Genomic DNA, 16,514 nt, shown 5'->3' on the forward strand with positions numbered 1-16,514 from the left:
GAATCTATCAAGAAAATAAATCTAAAGTTAATAGGAAATTATTTTTTTTAAATTATAAACTACTACTTACCTGTAATATCTAAGTAATTACGTTTTACAAATTCCAAAATAGTTTCTAAGATTTCGCCCATATTATTACAATCTTTAAACTTTACATCACCAACATATTGTATTAAATGACTTTTTAAAAGCTCCACATTTTCTGGATATGAAATGGTATCTTTTTTCATACATTTTATTAAACGAGTTGTTCTTCTTGGTACAGTTATCATTCTTTTTGCCATATAAGAACGTTCTTCTAATTTGTATTGCCTTATCGAATTATTTTGCAATTTTTTACTCACCATTTCTACCATTTTGAAATTCTCTTTCATAAATTGTAGGTTATACACTTTTAAATTTCCTTCAAAAGATTGCTGATCGAAATCGATGGCTCTAATTTTATAAATTATCTGATCAAAATCGTGTGTGGGTGTAATTACATAATTATAAGAACGCATATCTCCTAAAAGCCTTACCAAACAGCGTTCTTTAAACTTTACAAACTCTTTTGCAATTTGTGCTTTCTCAGCTTCAGTACATTTTGGTAAAAAATCATTAATAAAATCGTCTCCAGGAATCCCTGCAATATGCTCTTCAATTAAGGTGTCCTTATACACCAAAAAGTTCATACTATAAGGAGACAAAATATGCTCTAATTCTAAACCATAAACTCTAGAAGCATCTGCTTTTTTTACATAAAAATGTGTATAATTATCGTTTAAAATATTTCTGATTTTTATTCTAAAAGGTTTCGAATTTCCAAAAGTACAATAGTCAATGGAGTCTACATTTAAAAACGGAATGGCTTCATCATTTCCATCTGAATGTAACATTGTATAAATTTTCTTTAAAGAATTATCAATCTCAACTCTGTCCCATTCAGAATAATAGGTTCTTACCCAAAGTGTGTCTTCATCATTTTTATCAAAAACAGTGATCGAACCTTGAAAACGAAGCAAATCGTCATAAAAAATAGGTATTTTTATATTTCGATTGTATCTTTTTAAATATCCATCTAACGATTCACTTATTGGAAACGCTGGTTTTTTTTTGGACATTAATTTTTTTTCTACTGCCATTTTATTGGTTGATTTTCATCAAAAATAAGAATAATTAAAAGATTTTATTGAAACGAATTATTGTTGATTTAAAATTGACTTATGTTTTTGATTTATGAAAAGAAAGAAATGCCACAAATTCACGAATTACTTTAATGTTATTCTGAGAATTTCATATTCTAAATTTATAAAAAAAATGAACTTCTATTCTTTTTTACATCAGCTCAAACAACTTTCCTGGCAAAGGTTTTGTAATTCCTTTCATTTCCATTTGTAATAATATAGATGATAATTGATAAATAGGAATATTACATTCTAAAGAAATTACATCTAATAACTGCTGTCCTTTTTCGCTTAATAAATCATATATTTTTTGTTCGTTTTCATTTAAATCTACAAATAACTGTTTCTGAATTGCTTTTTTTGGGCTTTCTTTAATATCCCAATTTAGCATTTTTACAATATCTTCTGATGATGTTAGTAAAGTTGCTCTATTATTTTTAATTAAATTATTACAGCCTTTGCTATAAATATCGGTGGTTCTGCCAGGAACTGCAAACACATCTCTATTATAAGAATTTGCAATATCTGCAGTTACTAAAGAACCACCTTTTTCTGCACTTTCTATAATGATGGTTGCTTTGGATATGCCTGCAACAATTCTATTTCTCTTTAAAAAGTTTTCTCTTAAAGGTTGTTCTTCGCTCCAAAATTCGGTTAAGAAACCACCATTTTCATTCACTTGATTTATATACTTTTTATGAACTTTAGGATAAATTTGCTCAAAACCATGAGCCAAAACAGCAATGGTTTGTAAGTTGTTTTTAATAGCAACTTTATGGGCACAAATATCAACTCCGTAAGCAAAACCACTTACAATTATAGGATTGTATTGTACCAAATCTTCGATAATTTTTGTGCAGAAATCTCGCCCATAAGAACTCATATTTCTAGTACCAACAATCGAAATTATTTTATCATTTTTAAAGTTGATATTGCCATCTTTAAACATTAAAATAGGACTATCTATACAATTTTGAAGATTTATTGGATAATCGTCTTCTAAAAAGTAGGAATATTTAATATTGTTATTTTTAATGTAATTTAATTCCTGTTCTGCAGCTTTCAAGTTTTTTTCATCAAACAAATGCTTTAAACCATGATTCCCTATTCCATTGATATTTTGCAAAATAGCTGATTTTTCCTTAAAGATTTGTTCAACATCTCCCACATTTACAATAAGTTTTTTTGCTAAAATATCGCCAATTGCCTTGCTTTTTTGCAATCGTAAAATAGCCAATAACTTTTCATCTTTCATTTCGTAACAATTTCATTGTCAATATATAACTTTTTGTTGATAAATATTATTTAGAAAAGAAGATTTAAAACACAAAAATTTTATATTTGTTATTATGATTTTAGCCAACTACATTAGCGATTTGCTTTACAGATATGAATGTGTAATTGTACCAGATTTTGGTGGTTTTGTAACCAACAGAATTGGTGCAAAAATTAACGAAAATAACAACACATTTAATCCACCCTCAAAACAAATTACGTTTAACAGTCACTTAACTGTTAATGATGGTTTATTGGCAAATTACATTGCTTCTTCAGAAAACATTTCTTTCGAAAAAGCGTCTAATGCTATTGCTTTGTCTGTAATTAAGTGGCAAAATGAATTGCAAACAAAACCGTTAGAAATTGGTTCTATTGGTGTTTTATCTTTAAATGAAAATGGTCAATTAATTTTTGAACCAAATTATTCAACTAATTATTTAGCTGCTTCTTTTGGTTTATCAACTGTGGAATCATCCATCATAAAAAGACATAAAGAAATTGTAAAACCTTTAATTCCTGTTTCTGAAAAACAAGACAAAAAAGGAATTCCTGCTTTTATAAAATATGCTGCAACTGCTGCAATTTTATTAACATTAGGAGTTGTTGGTAACAATATTTATCAACAAAATGAGCAAAATGTACTTTTTGCAAATCAACAAAAAGCATTAGAGAAAAAAATACAAGCAGCTACTTTTGTAATTTCGAATCCTTTACCAACTCTTGAGTTAAAGATTGCAAAAGAAGAAAAAGTTATAAAACCTTTTCATGTAGTTGCTGGTGCATTTCAATTTCCAGAAAATGCAGAAAAGAAAGTAAATGAACTTAAAGAATTAGGGTACGAAGCTAGTATTTTGGGTGTTAACAAATGGGGCTTAACAGAAGTAGCTTTTAATAGTTTTTCTTCTAGAAATGATGCCATTAATAACCTTTATAAAATACAGAAAACAGTTTCTAAAGATGCTTGGTTATTGGTAAAAAAGTAACGTTTATTTATACGCTATTCTTACCTTTGCAAAAATTTTAAAAAATGGATGCAAAAACAGCCAAGGAATCTTTAACTGTACTCACTGATTTAGTTTTACCTGGAGATACTAATTATTTAGATAACCTTTTTGGAGGAGAATTATTAGCAAGAATGGACAGAGCTTGTAGTATTGCTGCAAGAAGACATTCTGCAAGAATTGTAGTTACAGCTTCTGTAAACCATGTGGCTTTTAATAAATCTGTTCCTGTTGGAAGTGTAGTTACTTTAGAAGCTAAAGTTTCGAGAGCATTTACTTCTTCTATGGAAATTTATGTTGATGTTTGGATTGAAGACAGACAATCTGGCTTAAAAACCAAAGTAAATGAAGGAATTTATACCTTTGTTGCTGTAGATGAAACTGGGAAACCTGTTCAAATTCCACAAATTATACCTGAAACTGCTTTAGAAAAAGAACGTTTTGAAGGTGCTTTAAGACGTAAACAACTAAGTTTGATATTAGCTGGAAAGTTAAAACCTAATGATGCTACAGAGTTAAAAGCGCTTTTTAAATCTTAAATTATGTTAGAATATTTAAATCATTTTAAAATTATAGAATCTTTAATTATTATTATAATTGTAGTTTTTCTAAAAGTAATGATTACAAATTCTTTGAGAAAAATTCGTATAAAATTCGGTTTTCAAAAAACGAGAGTTATTATTATTAATAGAATTATAACTTTTATTTTATACTCAACTGCAATTGTAATTATCGCCTTTATTTGGGGTGTAGATGAAAAGCAGTTATTGGTTTATATATCATCGTTCTTAACTATTTTAGGAATTGCCTTTTTTGCACAATGGTCTATCTTATCGAATATTACTGCAGGTTTAATTTTATACATAAACTATCCTGTAAAAATTGGCGATAGCATAACTGTCTTAGAAAAAGACAATAATGTTTCTGGAGAAATAAGAGATATTGGTGCTTTTTTTATCACTCTTAAAACAAAAGAAGGCGAATTAATTACCATGCCAAATGCTATGATTCTTCAAAAAAATATTCGCTATTTTCCTGAGTAATTTTAATTTGAAAACATAAAAAAAGTGCCATTTAAAATTGATAATCTCAATTTTAAATGGCACTTTTTATATACCAAAATTAATCCTATCTTAAATCTTTAGGGTCAATAATTTTTTGCGATAACAATTCTTTCATCACAATTTCTGTCATATCACTTTTAAAAGCAAATTCGTAACGAATATCTACAACATAGGCTTTTAAACGCATTTTTAAATACGAACGACCTTCTTTTACTTCATTAAAAAATAGCACGTAAATAGGTTTGTTTAGGTAAATGTATTTTGAAACTTGTGCAGATTCTTTTGCTAATTCACGCACACGTTTTGTATCTACAGTAATTGGCAAATAAATTTCGGCAACAACTTGGCAATTGGCTTCACCTGTATTTGAGTTAGAAACAGATTGATTCATTAACTCGCCATTTGGAATACTTACCAAAGAATCGTCTGCAGTTACAATTCTTATGGAACGTAAACCAATTTCTACAACTTCTCCATAATGACTGCCAACTTCAATTTTATCGCCAACCATAAAAGGCCTGTCTAATAAAATAATTACACCTCCAAAAATGTTTTTAATAATATCTTGTGATGCAAAACCTATAGCAATTCCCAAAGATGCAGACACTGCTAATACTGTTGATTGTGGTGGTTGAAAAATACCAACTATTATTAAAACGATAATAAAAATCCAACCGAAAATTTTAATAATTGGAATAATACCTTTTATAGTAATTCGTTGGTTTGTGAATTTTTCTGCATATTTTTCTAATAAAGAAATTGTAAAACGAATAACTAAATAACCAACAATTACAAATATTAACGCCCAAAATATTTTCCAAAAAGAAAATAACTCCCAAATTGCTGGCGGTTTTAGCTTTTCTACGATTTTGTCTTTTGTGGCTTTCACCTCTGCTTCTACATCTTTTTCGCCTTCATTTTTTACAAGTTCCTTAATATTTGTAGAATCTAATTTTACAGTATCTGCTTTTTGTATAATTAATAATTCTGGCTCTTGTAGTATAGTGCTACTTTCTTTTGCAACCATTAAATTGGCTGAAATAAAAAGAAATATAAATAGTATTTTTTTCATGATTTCAGGCTTAATGTATTACATTTTTACTCTTTAATAACGTAGTTATTTGACGATATAAAAATATGTTTATCATATAAAATTTTTCGTTATCCATCGTTAACAATCCGTTTTCGAAAAGTGCGTGTACAATGTTTTTTGTTTGTTGCTCATTTAAGTTAGAAAGCTCTACAATATCTTGGAGCGACAATCTTTCTTGCAATAAAATACTATTCAAAAATAACAGCTTTACAGGTGCTAACTTATTTAAAAATGAAGTATCTATCGTTTTTAAAGAACGCATATAAATGGTACTTCCAGAAACTTTTACAGTAGAACGAATCCAATACATAAAAGCAATTCTAAAGTTGCTCTGTGCAATTTTATTAATGTCGCTAAAAAATTCTTCTTTTAAAATTTCTTGTTGAACTTCTTCTGGAGATTTTAAAAACTTACTCGATAAATAAGCAACAGGTGGCTGTTCAAAATGCAAATTATAACCACTAATTTTATGTCTTTTTATCAACGCTTCTTTCATGGTTTCTTTATCCATTTCTAACATTTGAATGTTAAAAGCAAAAAGTTCTGAAATTTGAATGGATTTATCTAAATATTGAAATGCATATTTTGCTGAAGTAACAATCCAAAAAACACTATTTTTTGTTGATGAAATTAAATTAGAAAGTTCATGCAACACATTAAAACCACCTACTTTTCTAAAATAAAAATATTGAATATCTTCTAAAACAATCGTTCTCTTTTTTCCAGTATTAAAATACGTAATCCACTCATCTATCGTTGCTAATTCTTTTTCAAAAGAGGTGTTTAAAAATGCCATTAACTCATAAAGTTCACTAATATTTTCTTTGGTTGATAAGAAAGTTGTTTTTGATAATTTTTTATTTTTATTGATAAAATTATGAATCAAAGAGGTTTTACCTGAACCACGTTCGCCAATAATTACTGTAGCTGCATATTGGCTTTTTTGAAAAGCATTGTAGGCATTATCTAAAGTATTTAAAGCATTTGTTCGTCCAATAAATAAAGCTTCATTCTGCAAGGTTTCTGATCTAAACAAACGCTGATATACATAAGGCAATTCATCTAACGCTTTTTCTGCTTGCTTTAAAAATTCTGACAAATCGCTAGTTACATCTGTAGGTTCTTTGTACAAACCATTTCTTAAAAGAATACTTTTTACAGAAGCCGCTGTTCTTTTGTACTTGGTTTTACCATAAAGTATGGCAACAGGAACAAAGTTTTTAACGTTATTTATTACTTTTTCTTTGAGTAATTTACTTTTTTCTATTGATTTTGCTTTGGCAATTGCTAACCTAATTTCAGTAATATTTTCTGTATCAGTTAACTCTAAAATACTTTTATGAAACTTAGTAATACTTGGCAATAGTAATTCACCATTAGTTGTATTTAAATTTACCAAGGTATTTTTTAACTCTTCAATTTTTTCTTCGCTTCTTTCTAAACCTTCTAGAGCTACTTTTTTTGGTGTATTTTCTTTGGATGTATTTTCTTGAGATTCATCATCAAAAAGTGATAAAGCAGACTCTAAATTAAACTGACTTACTTGGCTTAAGGCATTAATATCTTCAATAAAAGTAGTTACTTTTAAGTTAAGTTCTAATTTTGCTTGCTTTATTTTTGCTGCAAGACTTGGCCAACTTTGGTAAGAAACCAATTCATAAGGAGAAATATAATTAATGGAAGATGCTACAGTTTTGGTTGTATAATCATTATCTGAACTTATAGCTCTTTTTGTTGAAAGTGTTTCTAAAACATTCAGAATATTTTCTTCAAAATCATTAATTTGTAACGGAATTTCTTGATTGGTAATTCGTGTTGTAGTTTCTTCTATAAGTTTATTAAAATTTTTACCTAAACTCTTTAGTTCGTTTACGATTGTAGCCTTTACAGCAGTTTTTGTATCTGAATTAGCAATGGAACTTTTTACGTTTGTTAGGTAATTTTTAAGAATCGTTAATTCCTTTTCAATAAGTGCTGCACGTTTTTCAATTGATTTTTCAAGTTCATTATACTTAAACATCACATGAAAAATAATCGTAAATATTTCGATATCTAACTCCCAATCGCTCTCAAAAACGCTAAATGTATTTTGCCAAAGAAGTGCATCTTTATAACTCTTTTCTATAACATCTTTTTGATATTTTGTAATATTTTGTTCTTTAAAAAAGTTTGCAGACAATTCAATTGTGTCTGCTTTATAAAGTGCATTTGTGTAGTTTAAAACTATTACGTCAAATATTTCTTGAAACGATTTTTTATGATTTTCAATTCGTGTTTCTAAAGAAGGTAATATTGTTACTTCAGCTAAGACTTCATCAGAAAAATCTAAAACAATATTATTTTCTAAATAAAGTTCAATTTTTTCGTCGATTTTCTTATCTACTGACCAATATGTTTTTGTAATTTCAGAAATTTCTTTGTTAATCTCATTAATAACTTCACATAAATTATTGACAAGATCGCTTTTAAAATAATATTCAGTAGCGTTTTTAAAAGGGATCTCTTGTTGCCAAAAAACAACTTCTTTTTTTGATTTTCTAAAAACATTAGCAGTCTTTAAAGGAAGTTTAGAAATATTGAACAAAGATTTTTTGACGCCTTTCCTAAATTTAAGCATTTTTGAATCGCTTTCTAATTTAAAAAAACGCTCCTTATCTTGTGTACGCTTTATAGTTTCATCAAGAGTTTCTAAATGTGTGTTTAACGCAGTAAAATAGGCATCAAACAACAATTCATCTTCTAAATTTAAAGACGAAAAATAACTAGAAACCACCTTTTCTAAATCACTTTTATACTCATCTAACTTTCTAAAAACTAAATCTTTATCATCATTTTTAAAATTATTAGCTATTATTTTTTTTTGAAGTTCATCTATCTCTAAAATTGCTTTATGATGAGCTCTAATTTTATCAAAAAAAACTGGCAACAATTTTTCATTAAATAGTGTTGCAATAATACTTTGTTCTAAAGAAATAATTTCTTTCATAAATTATTTTAAAATATAAAGATATTTAATATAAGCCTTTATTTAAGTGCAAATTACAAAAGAATTTCGATAATTTTAAGAATATTATTTTGAGATCATTTGATCAAAATTTTTAAGCATAAAAAAAAGTGCAGTTTAAAAACTGCACTTTTAATATTTTTAAAATTGACAATTACGCCTCTTGCTCTTCATGTTTACCTTCATAAACTTCCTCAACTAATTTAGCATTAAATGCTGGTAAATCGTCTGGATTTCTACTGGTTACCAATCCAGAATCTACTACTACTTCTTCATCTGTCCAGTTTGCACCAGCGTTAATCATATCTGTTTTAATAGATTTATATGAGGTAATATTTCTTCCCTCTAAAACACCTGCTTCTGCTAATAACCAAGGTGCATGACAAATTGCTGCTACAGGTTTGTGATTTTCAAAAAACGATTTCACGAAATTTACTGCCTCTTTATTTGTTCTTAATGTATCTGGATTTATAACTCCACCAGGCAACATTAATGCATTGTAATCTGCTTGTGAAACTTCATCTAAAGTTTTATCTACTTTATAAGCTTTTCCCCAATTTCCATCTGTCCAAGATTTAATTTCTCCAGATTCTAAAGATACTATATGTACATTTGCTCCTGCTTTTTCTAAAGCCTTTTTTGGTTCTCTTAATTCACTTTCTTCAAAACCATTTGTTGCTAAAATTGCAACATTCTTTCTATCTAAATTTTCCATTTCTATGTTTTTAAGATTAAATTGAAATTAGCACTTTACTAACTCATTTCAAAATTACAAACAAAATGAAAACACAATTTGCTCAAAACATTTTGAGTTTAACACAAACACTATTTTAAGAAAATTTTATCTTTTTAGCATCCAAGAAGCAGGATCTAATTTTTTAGTATTTTTTAAAAGCACGAAAACCAAGGTAGTTTTACCATTTATTTTATCCGTAAAAATCTTCCCTAAACTTTGTCCTATTTCTACTTTATCGCCTTTTTTAACGAAAGAATTTTCAAGGTGATTGTAAGAACTTATATAATTTCCATGACGAATAAGTATATTTTTTGTTCCATCAGAACCCACTAAAACATTTAAAACTTCGCCACTAAAAATAGCTTCTGCATTGCTTCCTTTACTAGTTACAATATGCAAACCAGTTCCATTAATAATGATTCCAGGAAATGTTGGGTGAGGTTGATTACCAAACTTTCTAACAACCAATCCTTCTTTAACAGGCCAAGGTAATTTTCCTTTATTGAGCTCGAATTTTGTTGCTAAAGCTTTTGCTTCTGGCGTTAAAATAAACTCATTTTTCTTAGTGGCGGTTTTTGGTTTATCTTTTAATTTTGACAAAGCCAATCTATTTGCTTTTTCAATTTCATCTCTAATAAGTTTATCTATTTGAGCAGCAATTCTTTTATCTTCTTTAACATTTTTTTCAATTTCACGCCTGTATTTACCTTCTTTCTTTTTAATGGTAGAAAGTAAATCTTCTTGTTTCTTTTTATCAGCTTCAATTTCTCTTTTCTGATTTTTCTCTGCTAAAATTAAGGCTTCTTTATTCTTCTTTTGAATTACTAAAGAGTCGTTCTTTTTTTCGATAAAACTTGTTTGTACTAAAATTTCTTCGCCTTGTTTTTTTCTGAATTGCGTATACTGTTTCATATACTCCAAACGTTTGTAAGCTTGATAAAAGTTTTGCGAAGACAACAAAAACATCGTTCTACTTTGTTGAGATTTACTTTTGTAAGATTTGTAAATCATCTCACCATAATCAGCTTTTAACTCCTTTAAACTTTTGTTTAATTTTGCAATTTCACGTTCGTTTGTTCTTATTTCTGTTGATAAAAGTTTCGCTTCTAAATTAATGGTGTTTATTAATTTGTTTCTAACCGCTATTTTTTGGTTAATGTCTTTTAAATCTTCTAAAGCGTTTTTTTCCTTTTTAGTTTCGTTAAAAAGCAACTTGTTTAATTTTACAATTTCTGCTTTATATTTTTCTCGTTGATTTTCCAACTCTCTTTTAGTCTGACTAAAAACAGTCAAACTCATCAATAAAATCAAAGAAAAGACACTATGAAACTTTAAATTTTTCATTAAAATGTAAGCTGTTTATAACCACTAGGAATACTAAAAGACATCTCTACATCTGTATCAAATTCTACAGATTTATACTCTAAATCAATTGCTGTAACTTTTTTAGCGTTTTTTGCTTTGATGTTAATTCCCGAAGGAAAAACAACATTATCTATTAAATTATAAGATGGATATTTTACATCTAATCGTAACTCTTTTTCTGCATTTACGATCGATTGTTCATCTAATTTAAAATGTGCAGGATTTATGGTAAAGAAAATATCGAATAATGCTGCCTGTTTTTCTGGTGATAAAATATATCGATTATCTACAATTGTAACATTTTGATCTTCCTCTTTTAAATTTAATAAAGATTGCCCTAAAAATAAATTTTGTAATTGTTCAAAATTAATTTCTACTCCTAACAATTCTTTCATCATCGAAAAATCGCCTTCAAAATAATGTTTAAAAACAGAGGAATAATATTTGACAGAAGTTGGTGTAATTTCTGCTTTAAAAACGGTAATAAACTTGGTTCCTTTTAACCAAATAACCTCATCTTTTTTCATTTTCATTTGTACAGATAAACCTTGGTTGGTTTTTCCGTTATCAAAATTCACTTTTAATTTTGCTTCCAAAGTTTTCTTATCAAAACTAGCAGCCATGTGTTTTTTTGCTACTTTTTTGGCAGAAATATCTTTGGCTGTTGCATTCGCATCAATCATATTTTTTGTTGTTTTACAAGAAGTAAAAATTATTGTAAAAAGGAGTATGTATTTAAAGTACTTCATTTTTTAACTTTTCAATTTATCAGCTTTCTGTTGATATTTATTTTCTTCAATTAAATTGCCTAGACCTTTGTAAGCTTTTGCCATTTCTATATAAAAGTTGGCTTCCATTTTATCTTCTATCACAAAATCGAACCCATTCTCTAAAACAGATAACGCTTCTTTATGACTTTTCTGATAATTTAATGCTTTTCCTTTCATTAAATATACATAAGGTTGTGCTGGGAATAACAAAATACCTTCTTCACTAAATTTTAACAATTCAGTTGAATTTTCTTCAGAAATCTTTAAAATTTGCTCTAAAATTTTGTATGATTTTTCTGTTTCAAACTGACTAATTAAAGAAGTAATGTCTGATAATTTCTTTTCCTCAGCCTTTGGTGCTTTTCTCTTTTCTAAACTCGCTTTCAAACTCTTTAAATTCGCTGAAAGCAAATTTTCATCCTCCAAAACATTCATTAAAGAAATTGCTTCTTTATACTGCCTATTATACAAATAAAGACGCACTAAAAAAGATCTTTCTTTAGGTTTTAAAGTAACTATTTTTTGTTGTGTTTTAATAGCCGCTTCAAGATTATTTTCTTGTTGATAAATTTTAACCAAATGCTTTAACATCCAAACATTATCAACATCTTCTTGCAACGCTCTTTCTATGTATTCTTTGGCTAGTAAAGTATTCTTTAATAATAAATGATTTTTAGAAAATTCAAAGAATACAGCAATATCATTCTCTAATAATTGGTTACAGTTTTCTAAATTTTCTAACGCTTTTTGATAGTTTCCAATCGCTTTTTCTGAAAGTGCTTTAAAAAAGAATTGTTGAAATTTTAATTCGGCTTCTTCAGATAAATCTTCATTTGCAGGAATGCTATCTTGCGCATTTATAAAAATAGAAAAAAAAGTAAAGAAAAAAGAGAAAAGAGCCAATCTTATTGTATAAAATTGCCTCTCTTTTCTATTTCCTTTATTCTTTAATCTTAAGTTCATTAAGTTAATTCTGTATAATCGCCAATACTTACAGAGCTATAGGCTGCATTATATTTTGCATGATTACCAATCATTGCATTAGTTAAATTAGCATTCGAAATCTCTACATTTTTTTGTATCAACGAATTTGTTATGGTAGAATTTGCAACCACACTATTTTCTCCTATAGAAACATAAGGACCAATTTTTGAATCTTTTAAAACTACATTTTTACCAATGTAACAAGGTTGTATAATTTCTGAGTTTTCTAAAATCACATCATCAGAAACTAAATTATTACCAGCTTCATATTCAAAACCAAGTGTTTGTGTGTTGGTATCTACAGTTGGGTCTTTTTTACCACAATCCATCCAAGCACTTACTTTTCCTGGCAAAAATTTGGCTCCTTGTTGTTTTAAAGATTCTAAAACATTTGTTAATTGATATTCGTTGTTTTCTTTTAAATCGTTATCAATTAAATATTGAATTTCCTCTAAAAGTTTTTCACCACTTTTAAAATAATAAATTCCAATAATTGCTAAATCAGATACAAATTCTTTTGGTTTTTCAATAAAATCTGTAATAACACCATCTTCTAATTTTACCACTCCAAAAGCACTTGGGTTTGCTACTTGACTTACCCAAATTGCACCATCAGCATTTACATCTAACTTAAAATCTGCCTTAAATAATGTGTCTGCATATGCAACAACACAAGGACCATTTAAAGATTCTTTTGCACAATAAATTGCATGTGCAGTTCCTAAAGCTTGTTCTTGCACATATACAGATCCTTTTGCACCTAATTCTTCTGCTATTTTTAATAATTTTTCTTCAGTATCTGTAGGAAAACCTTTTGCAGTTGTACCAATTACAAAAGCTATTTCATCTATTTTTTCATCAATTACAGAAGCAATATCTTCTACCAAACGTTGTACAATTGGTTTACCTGCAATTACTGTTAAAGGTTTTGGAACGGTTAAAGTATGTGGTCTTAAACGAGAACCAATACCAGCCATAGGCACTATAATTTTCATATATGATTTTTTTAAAAATATGACTGCAAGATAGTATTTATTGAGAGACTTAAAAAATTGTTTTTCAGTTTAAACTTTGATAAATGAATTTGTATTTTATTATTCATCTCCCCCTTTAGGGGGATGAAACTCCTCCTAAAGGGGGAGATGAAATTTACCCCTTTAGGGGGATTGACTGGCTTTCGAATTAGTATTAATTTTACATCGTAGAAATGTAATAAAATAATAGTCCCCCAATAAATTGTTTTTTCATAAATGATTACGAAAACCCAAGTTAACGCTTGGGTTTTTTGTTTCTTTGCAAAAAATATAACTTGTGAATTATTTATCTGTAGAAAATATTTCTAAATCCTATGGAGAAAAGGTGCTTTTTGAAGACATCTCCTTTGGAATTAATAAAGATCAAAAAGTAGCTTTCGTAGCAAAAAACGGAAGTGGTAAAACTTCTATCTTAAATATTATTGCTAATTTAGATGTACCAGATTCTGGTCAAGTAGTTAGCAGAAAAGGAATTAGCATTGCTTATTTGGCTCAAAAAGATGATATAAATCCTGATTTAACCATCGAAGAAACCATTTTTGCAACAGATAATAAAATACTTTCCATTGTTAATCAATATGAAAAAGCCTTAAAAAACATTGAAAACGGAGATGCATATCAAGCAGCTTTCGATTTAATGGACCAACACAATGCTTGGGATTTTGAAACACAATACAGACAAATTTTATCGAAATTAAAACTTGAAGATTTATCTTTAAAAGTAGGCTCGCTTTCTGGTGGACAAAAAAAACGCCTTTCTTTAGCAATCGTTTTAATTAACAAACCAGATTTATTAATTCTTGATGAGCCAACCAACCATTTGGATTTAGAAATGATTGAATGGTTAGAAGCTTATTTTGCCAAAGAAAAAATTACACTTTTTATGGTAACTCACGATCGTTACTTTTTAGAGCGTGTTTGTGATGAAATTTTAGAATTAGATGAAGGTAAAATCTACAAATACAAAGGAAATTATTCTTACTATCTTCAAAATAAAGAAGAACGTTTAGCTTTAGAAGCTACCAATTTAGGGAAAGCTAAAAGTTTATTTAAAAAGGAACTTGAATGGATGCGTAAGCAACCAAAGGCAAGAACTACAAAATCGAAATCTAGAATTGATGATTTTCATCAAATTAAAGACAAAGCACATCAACGAAGAAAAGACCATAAAGTTCAGCTGGAAATTAACATGGAACGTTTAGGAAGCAAAATTTTAGAGCTTCATAAATTACAAAAATCTTTTGGAGATAAAGTTATTTTAGATGGTTTCGATTACGTTTTTAAACGTGGAGAACGTATTGGAATTATTGGTAAAAACGGAACAGGAAAATCTTCTTTCTTAAATATCATTACAGAAAAAGCACCTGTTGATGGTGGAAAAGTTGTGGTTGGAGAAACCATTAAATTCGGTTATTACACGCAATCTGGAATCACTATAAAACCAGGACAAAAAGTAATTGAAGTTGTAAAAGAATTTGGAGAATTTATTCCGCTTACAAAAGGTAGAAAAATATCTGCATCACAGTTATTAGAACGTTTTTTGTTTGATAAAAAGAAACAATATGATTTTGTTGAAAAACTTTCTGGAGGTGAACAAAAGCGTTTATATCTATGTGCTGTTTTAATTCAAAATCCTAACTTTTTAATTTTAGATGAGCCAACCAACGATTTAGATGTAGTAACTTTAAATGTTTTAGAAAGCTTTTTGTTAGATTATCCTGGAAACTTATTGGTAGTTTCTCACGATAGATATTTTATGGACAAAATTGTTGATGCATTATTCGTTTTTAGAGGCGAAGGTGTTGTTGAGAATTTTCCTGGAAATTATTCTGATTTTAGAGCTTACGAAAACTCTAATGAAGCAGAAGAAGCGCCTGTAGAAAAAGTTATCGAAAAAAAGGTTGAAGAGAAAAAGAAATCAAAAAACACATTAAGTTTTGATGAAAAAAGAGAGTTTGGTTCTTTAGAAGTTGAAATTGAAAGACTTCAAAAAAGAAAATTAACCATAGAAAATCAGTTTTTAAATGTAGAAATTGATGCAGATGATATTCCTAAAAAATCTGAAGAATTGCAAGAAATTGCCAATGAATTAGAGGAAAAAGAAGAACGATGGTTAGAGCTTTCTATGAAGCAAGAAGATTAGAAATACAATCCATAAATATTTTAAAACGCGCAAAGAAATTTATAAATTACTTTGCGCTTTTTTATTCTTAATCTATATCTATCTTGAAATTAAATCATGAATCTAAACACTAACAATATCTTTATCTTCGATTAAATCTTCATTATTAAAACGTAATAAAATTTGTGCAACTGCAATAGTATCTTTTTCACAATACGCAACAATTCTCTGTAGATTTTTTTCTTTATAATATACAGCTGCTACTTCACTCCCATCAATATCATCTTTTGGTGATGGAATTCCTAAAATAGACGTTAATAATTTTAAGGAGGTGTAATGTTTAAAATCGCCAAATTTCCACAATTCCAAAGTATCTATATGTGGAACTTCCCAAGGCTTTTTACCAAATAAATTTAGTTTTTTAGGAAGATCTATTTTATGTATAATCATTCGTCTAGCAATAAAAGGAAAATCGAATTCTTTTCCATTATGAGCACAGAGAATATTATCTTTCTTGGCAAAATGTTTATCTAACAAAACTTTAAACTCTGTAAGTAATTTGTGTTCATCATCACCAAAAAAAGAGGTAACTCTTAGTTGTTTTTTAGTATCCACATCTACAAAATAACCAACTGAAATACATATTATTTTACCAAATTCTGCCCAAATACCTGCTCTATCATAAAATTGTTCTGCAGTAAATTCTTCCTTTCTTTGATATTGAGTTTTCTTCTCAAAAAGCCCTTGCATTTCTTTTGATAATTGTTCCCAACTTTCTTCTTGAGGAACTGTTTCAATATCTAAAAATAAAATATTATTTAATTTATACGTTAGATTCATAGCAATTCTTTTTTTTCTAAATATAACAAAAAAGAAAAAGCTCTGAAAAAATTCAGAGCT

The 16,514-nt window shown here is 28.2% G+C and carries 14 protein-coding genes and 2 pseudogenes; 6 read left to right on the top strand and 10 right to left on the bottom strand.

Annotated features, from left to right (window positions below):
* Nucleotides 1-62: 62 nt before the first annotated feature.
* Both LPB03_RS08325 and dprA read right to left on the bottom strand, forming a co-directional pair.
* Nucleotides 63-1,121: a hypothetical protein gene (locus tag LPB03_RS08325; protein WP_065317872.1), complete on the bottom strand. Its 1,059-nt coding sequence runs from the start codon at nt 1,119-1,121 to the stop codon at nt 63-65.
* Nucleotides 1,122-1,314: 193 nt separating this feature from the next.
* A complete protein-coding gene (gene dprA / locus LPB03_RS08330) occupies nt 1,315-2,418 on the bottom strand; it encodes a DNA-processing protein DprA (RefSeq protein WP_065317873.1) in 1,104 nt (367 codons plus the stop codon).
* 94 nt (nt 2,419-2,512) lie between these two features.
* Here dprA and LPB03_RS08335 point away from each other — a divergent pair, with 94 nt between their 5' ends.
* From LPB03_RS08335 to LPB03_RS08345, 3 genes are read left to right on the top strand one after another with little or no spacing between them, the layout of a single operon-like run.
* Complete coding sequence (locus tag LPB03_RS08335; protein ID WP_065317874.1) at nt 2,513-3,424, top strand: HU domain-containing protein; 912 nt, start codon at nt 2,513-2,515, stop codon at nt 3,422-3,424.
* A 44-nt stretch (nt 3,425-3,468) separates the two neighbouring features.
* Nucleotides 3,469-3,981 (top strand): acyl-CoA thioesterase, encoded by a 513-nt coding sequence (locus tag LPB03_RS08340; RefSeq protein ID WP_065317875.1) that lies wholly within the window; start codon nt 3,469-3,471, stop codon nt 3,979-3,981.
* A 3-nt stretch (nt 3,982-3,984) separates the two neighbouring features.
* A complete protein-coding gene (locus LPB03_RS08345) occupies nt 3,985-4,485 on the top strand; it encodes a mechanosensitive ion channel domain-containing protein (RefSeq protein WP_065317876.1) in 501 nt (166 codons plus the stop codon).
* A gap of 85 nt (nt 4,486-4,570) precedes the next feature.
* Here LPB03_RS08345 and LPB03_RS08350 read toward each other — a convergent pair whose 3' ends face one another.
* From LPB03_RS08350 to LPB03_RS08380, 7 genes are all read right to left on the bottom strand, one after another.
* Nucleotides 4,571-5,578, bottom strand: coding sequence for a mechanosensitive ion channel family protein (locus LPB03_RS08350; protein WP_197497429.1), 1,008 nt, complete (start codon nt 5,576-5,578; stop codon nt 4,571-4,573).
* Between the two features lie 10 nt (nt 5,579-5,588).
* Nucleotides 5,589-8,585 carry an ATP-binding protein gene (locus LPB03_RS08355; protein ID WP_065317878.1) on the bottom strand — a complete coding sequence of 999 codons (2,997 nt, stop codon included), beginning with the start codon at nt 8,583-8,585 and terminating at the stop codon, nt 5,589-5,591.
* 172 nt (nt 8,586-8,757) lie between these two features.
* Complete coding sequence (locus LPB03_RS08360) at nt 8,758-9,318, bottom strand: type 1 glutamine amidotransferase domain-containing protein (RefSeq protein WP_065317879.1); 561 nt, start codon at nt 9,316-9,318, stop codon at nt 8,758-8,760.
* Nucleotides 9,319-9,444: 126 nt separating this feature from the next.
* Entirely contained in the window at nt 9,445-10,683 is a 1,239-nt protein-coding gene (locus LPB03_RS08365; protein ID WP_170324172.1) for a murein hydrolase activator EnvC family protein, read from the bottom strand.
* Nucleotides 10,683-11,453: a lipoprotein insertase outer membrane protein LolB1 gene (gene lolB1 / locus LPB03_RS08370; RefSeq protein ID WP_065317880.1), complete on the bottom strand. Its 771-nt coding sequence runs from the start codon at nt 11,451-11,453 to the stop codon at nt 10,683-10,685. The genes LPB03_RS08365 and lolB1 overlap by 1 nt, the downstream gene beginning before the upstream one ends.
* A gap of 3 nt (nt 11,454-11,456) precedes the next feature.
* Nucleotides 11,457-12,437: a tetratricopeptide repeat protein gene (locus LPB03_RS08375; RefSeq protein ID WP_065317881.1), complete on the bottom strand. Its 981-nt coding sequence runs from the start codon at nt 12,435-12,437 to the stop codon at nt 11,457-11,459.
* The gene (locus tag LPB03_RS08380; protein WP_065317882.1) at nt 12,437-13,453 is read right to left on the bottom strand and encodes a sugar phosphate nucleotidyltransferase; all 1,017 of its coding nucleotides are present in this window, start codon (nt 13,451-13,453) and stop codon (nt 12,437-12,439) included. Before LPB03_RS08380 ends, LPB03_RS08375 begins: the two co-directional genes overlap by 1 nt.
* Nucleotides 13,454-13,817: 364 nt before the next feature.
* On the opposite strand from LPB03_RS08380, the pseudogene LPB03_RS16985 reads away from it, so the two are divergent.
* The 3 genes and pseudogenes from LPB03_RS16985 to LPB03_RS16995 all read left to right on the top strand — a co-directional run.
* A pseudogene (locus LPB03_RS16985) lies at nt 13,818-14,606 on the top strand (ABC-F family ATP-binding cassette domain-containing protein); the annotation flags it as partial.
* A 177-nt stretch (nt 14,607-14,783) separates the two neighbouring features.
* Nucleotides 14,784-15,098, top strand: a pseudogene (locus LPB03_RS16990) (ATP-binding cassette domain-containing protein); the annotation flags it as partial.
* A gap of 150 nt (nt 15,099-15,248) precedes the next feature.
* Nucleotides 15,249-15,635 carry an ABC transporter C-terminal domain-containing protein gene (locus tag LPB03_RS16995; protein ID WP_422894387.1) on the top strand — a complete coding sequence of 129 codons (387 nt, stop codon included), beginning with the start codon at nt 15,249-15,251 and terminating at the stop codon, nt 15,633-15,635.
* Nucleotides 15,636-15,737: 102 nt separating this feature from the next.
* On the opposite strand, the gene LPB03_RS08390 is transcribed toward LPB03_RS16995, so the two are convergent.
* Nucleotides 15,738-16,454: a 3'-5' exonuclease gene (locus LPB03_RS08390; protein ID WP_065317884.1), complete on the bottom strand. Its 717-nt coding sequence runs from the start codon at nt 16,452-16,454 to the stop codon at nt 15,738-15,740.
* Nucleotides 16,455-16,514: the final 60 nt, after the last annotated feature.

The organism is Polaribacter vadi, assembly GCF_001761365.1.
Classification (GTDB): domain Bacteria; phylum Bacteroidota; class Bacteroidia; order Flavobacteriales; family Flavobacteriaceae; genus Polaribacter; species Polaribacter vadi.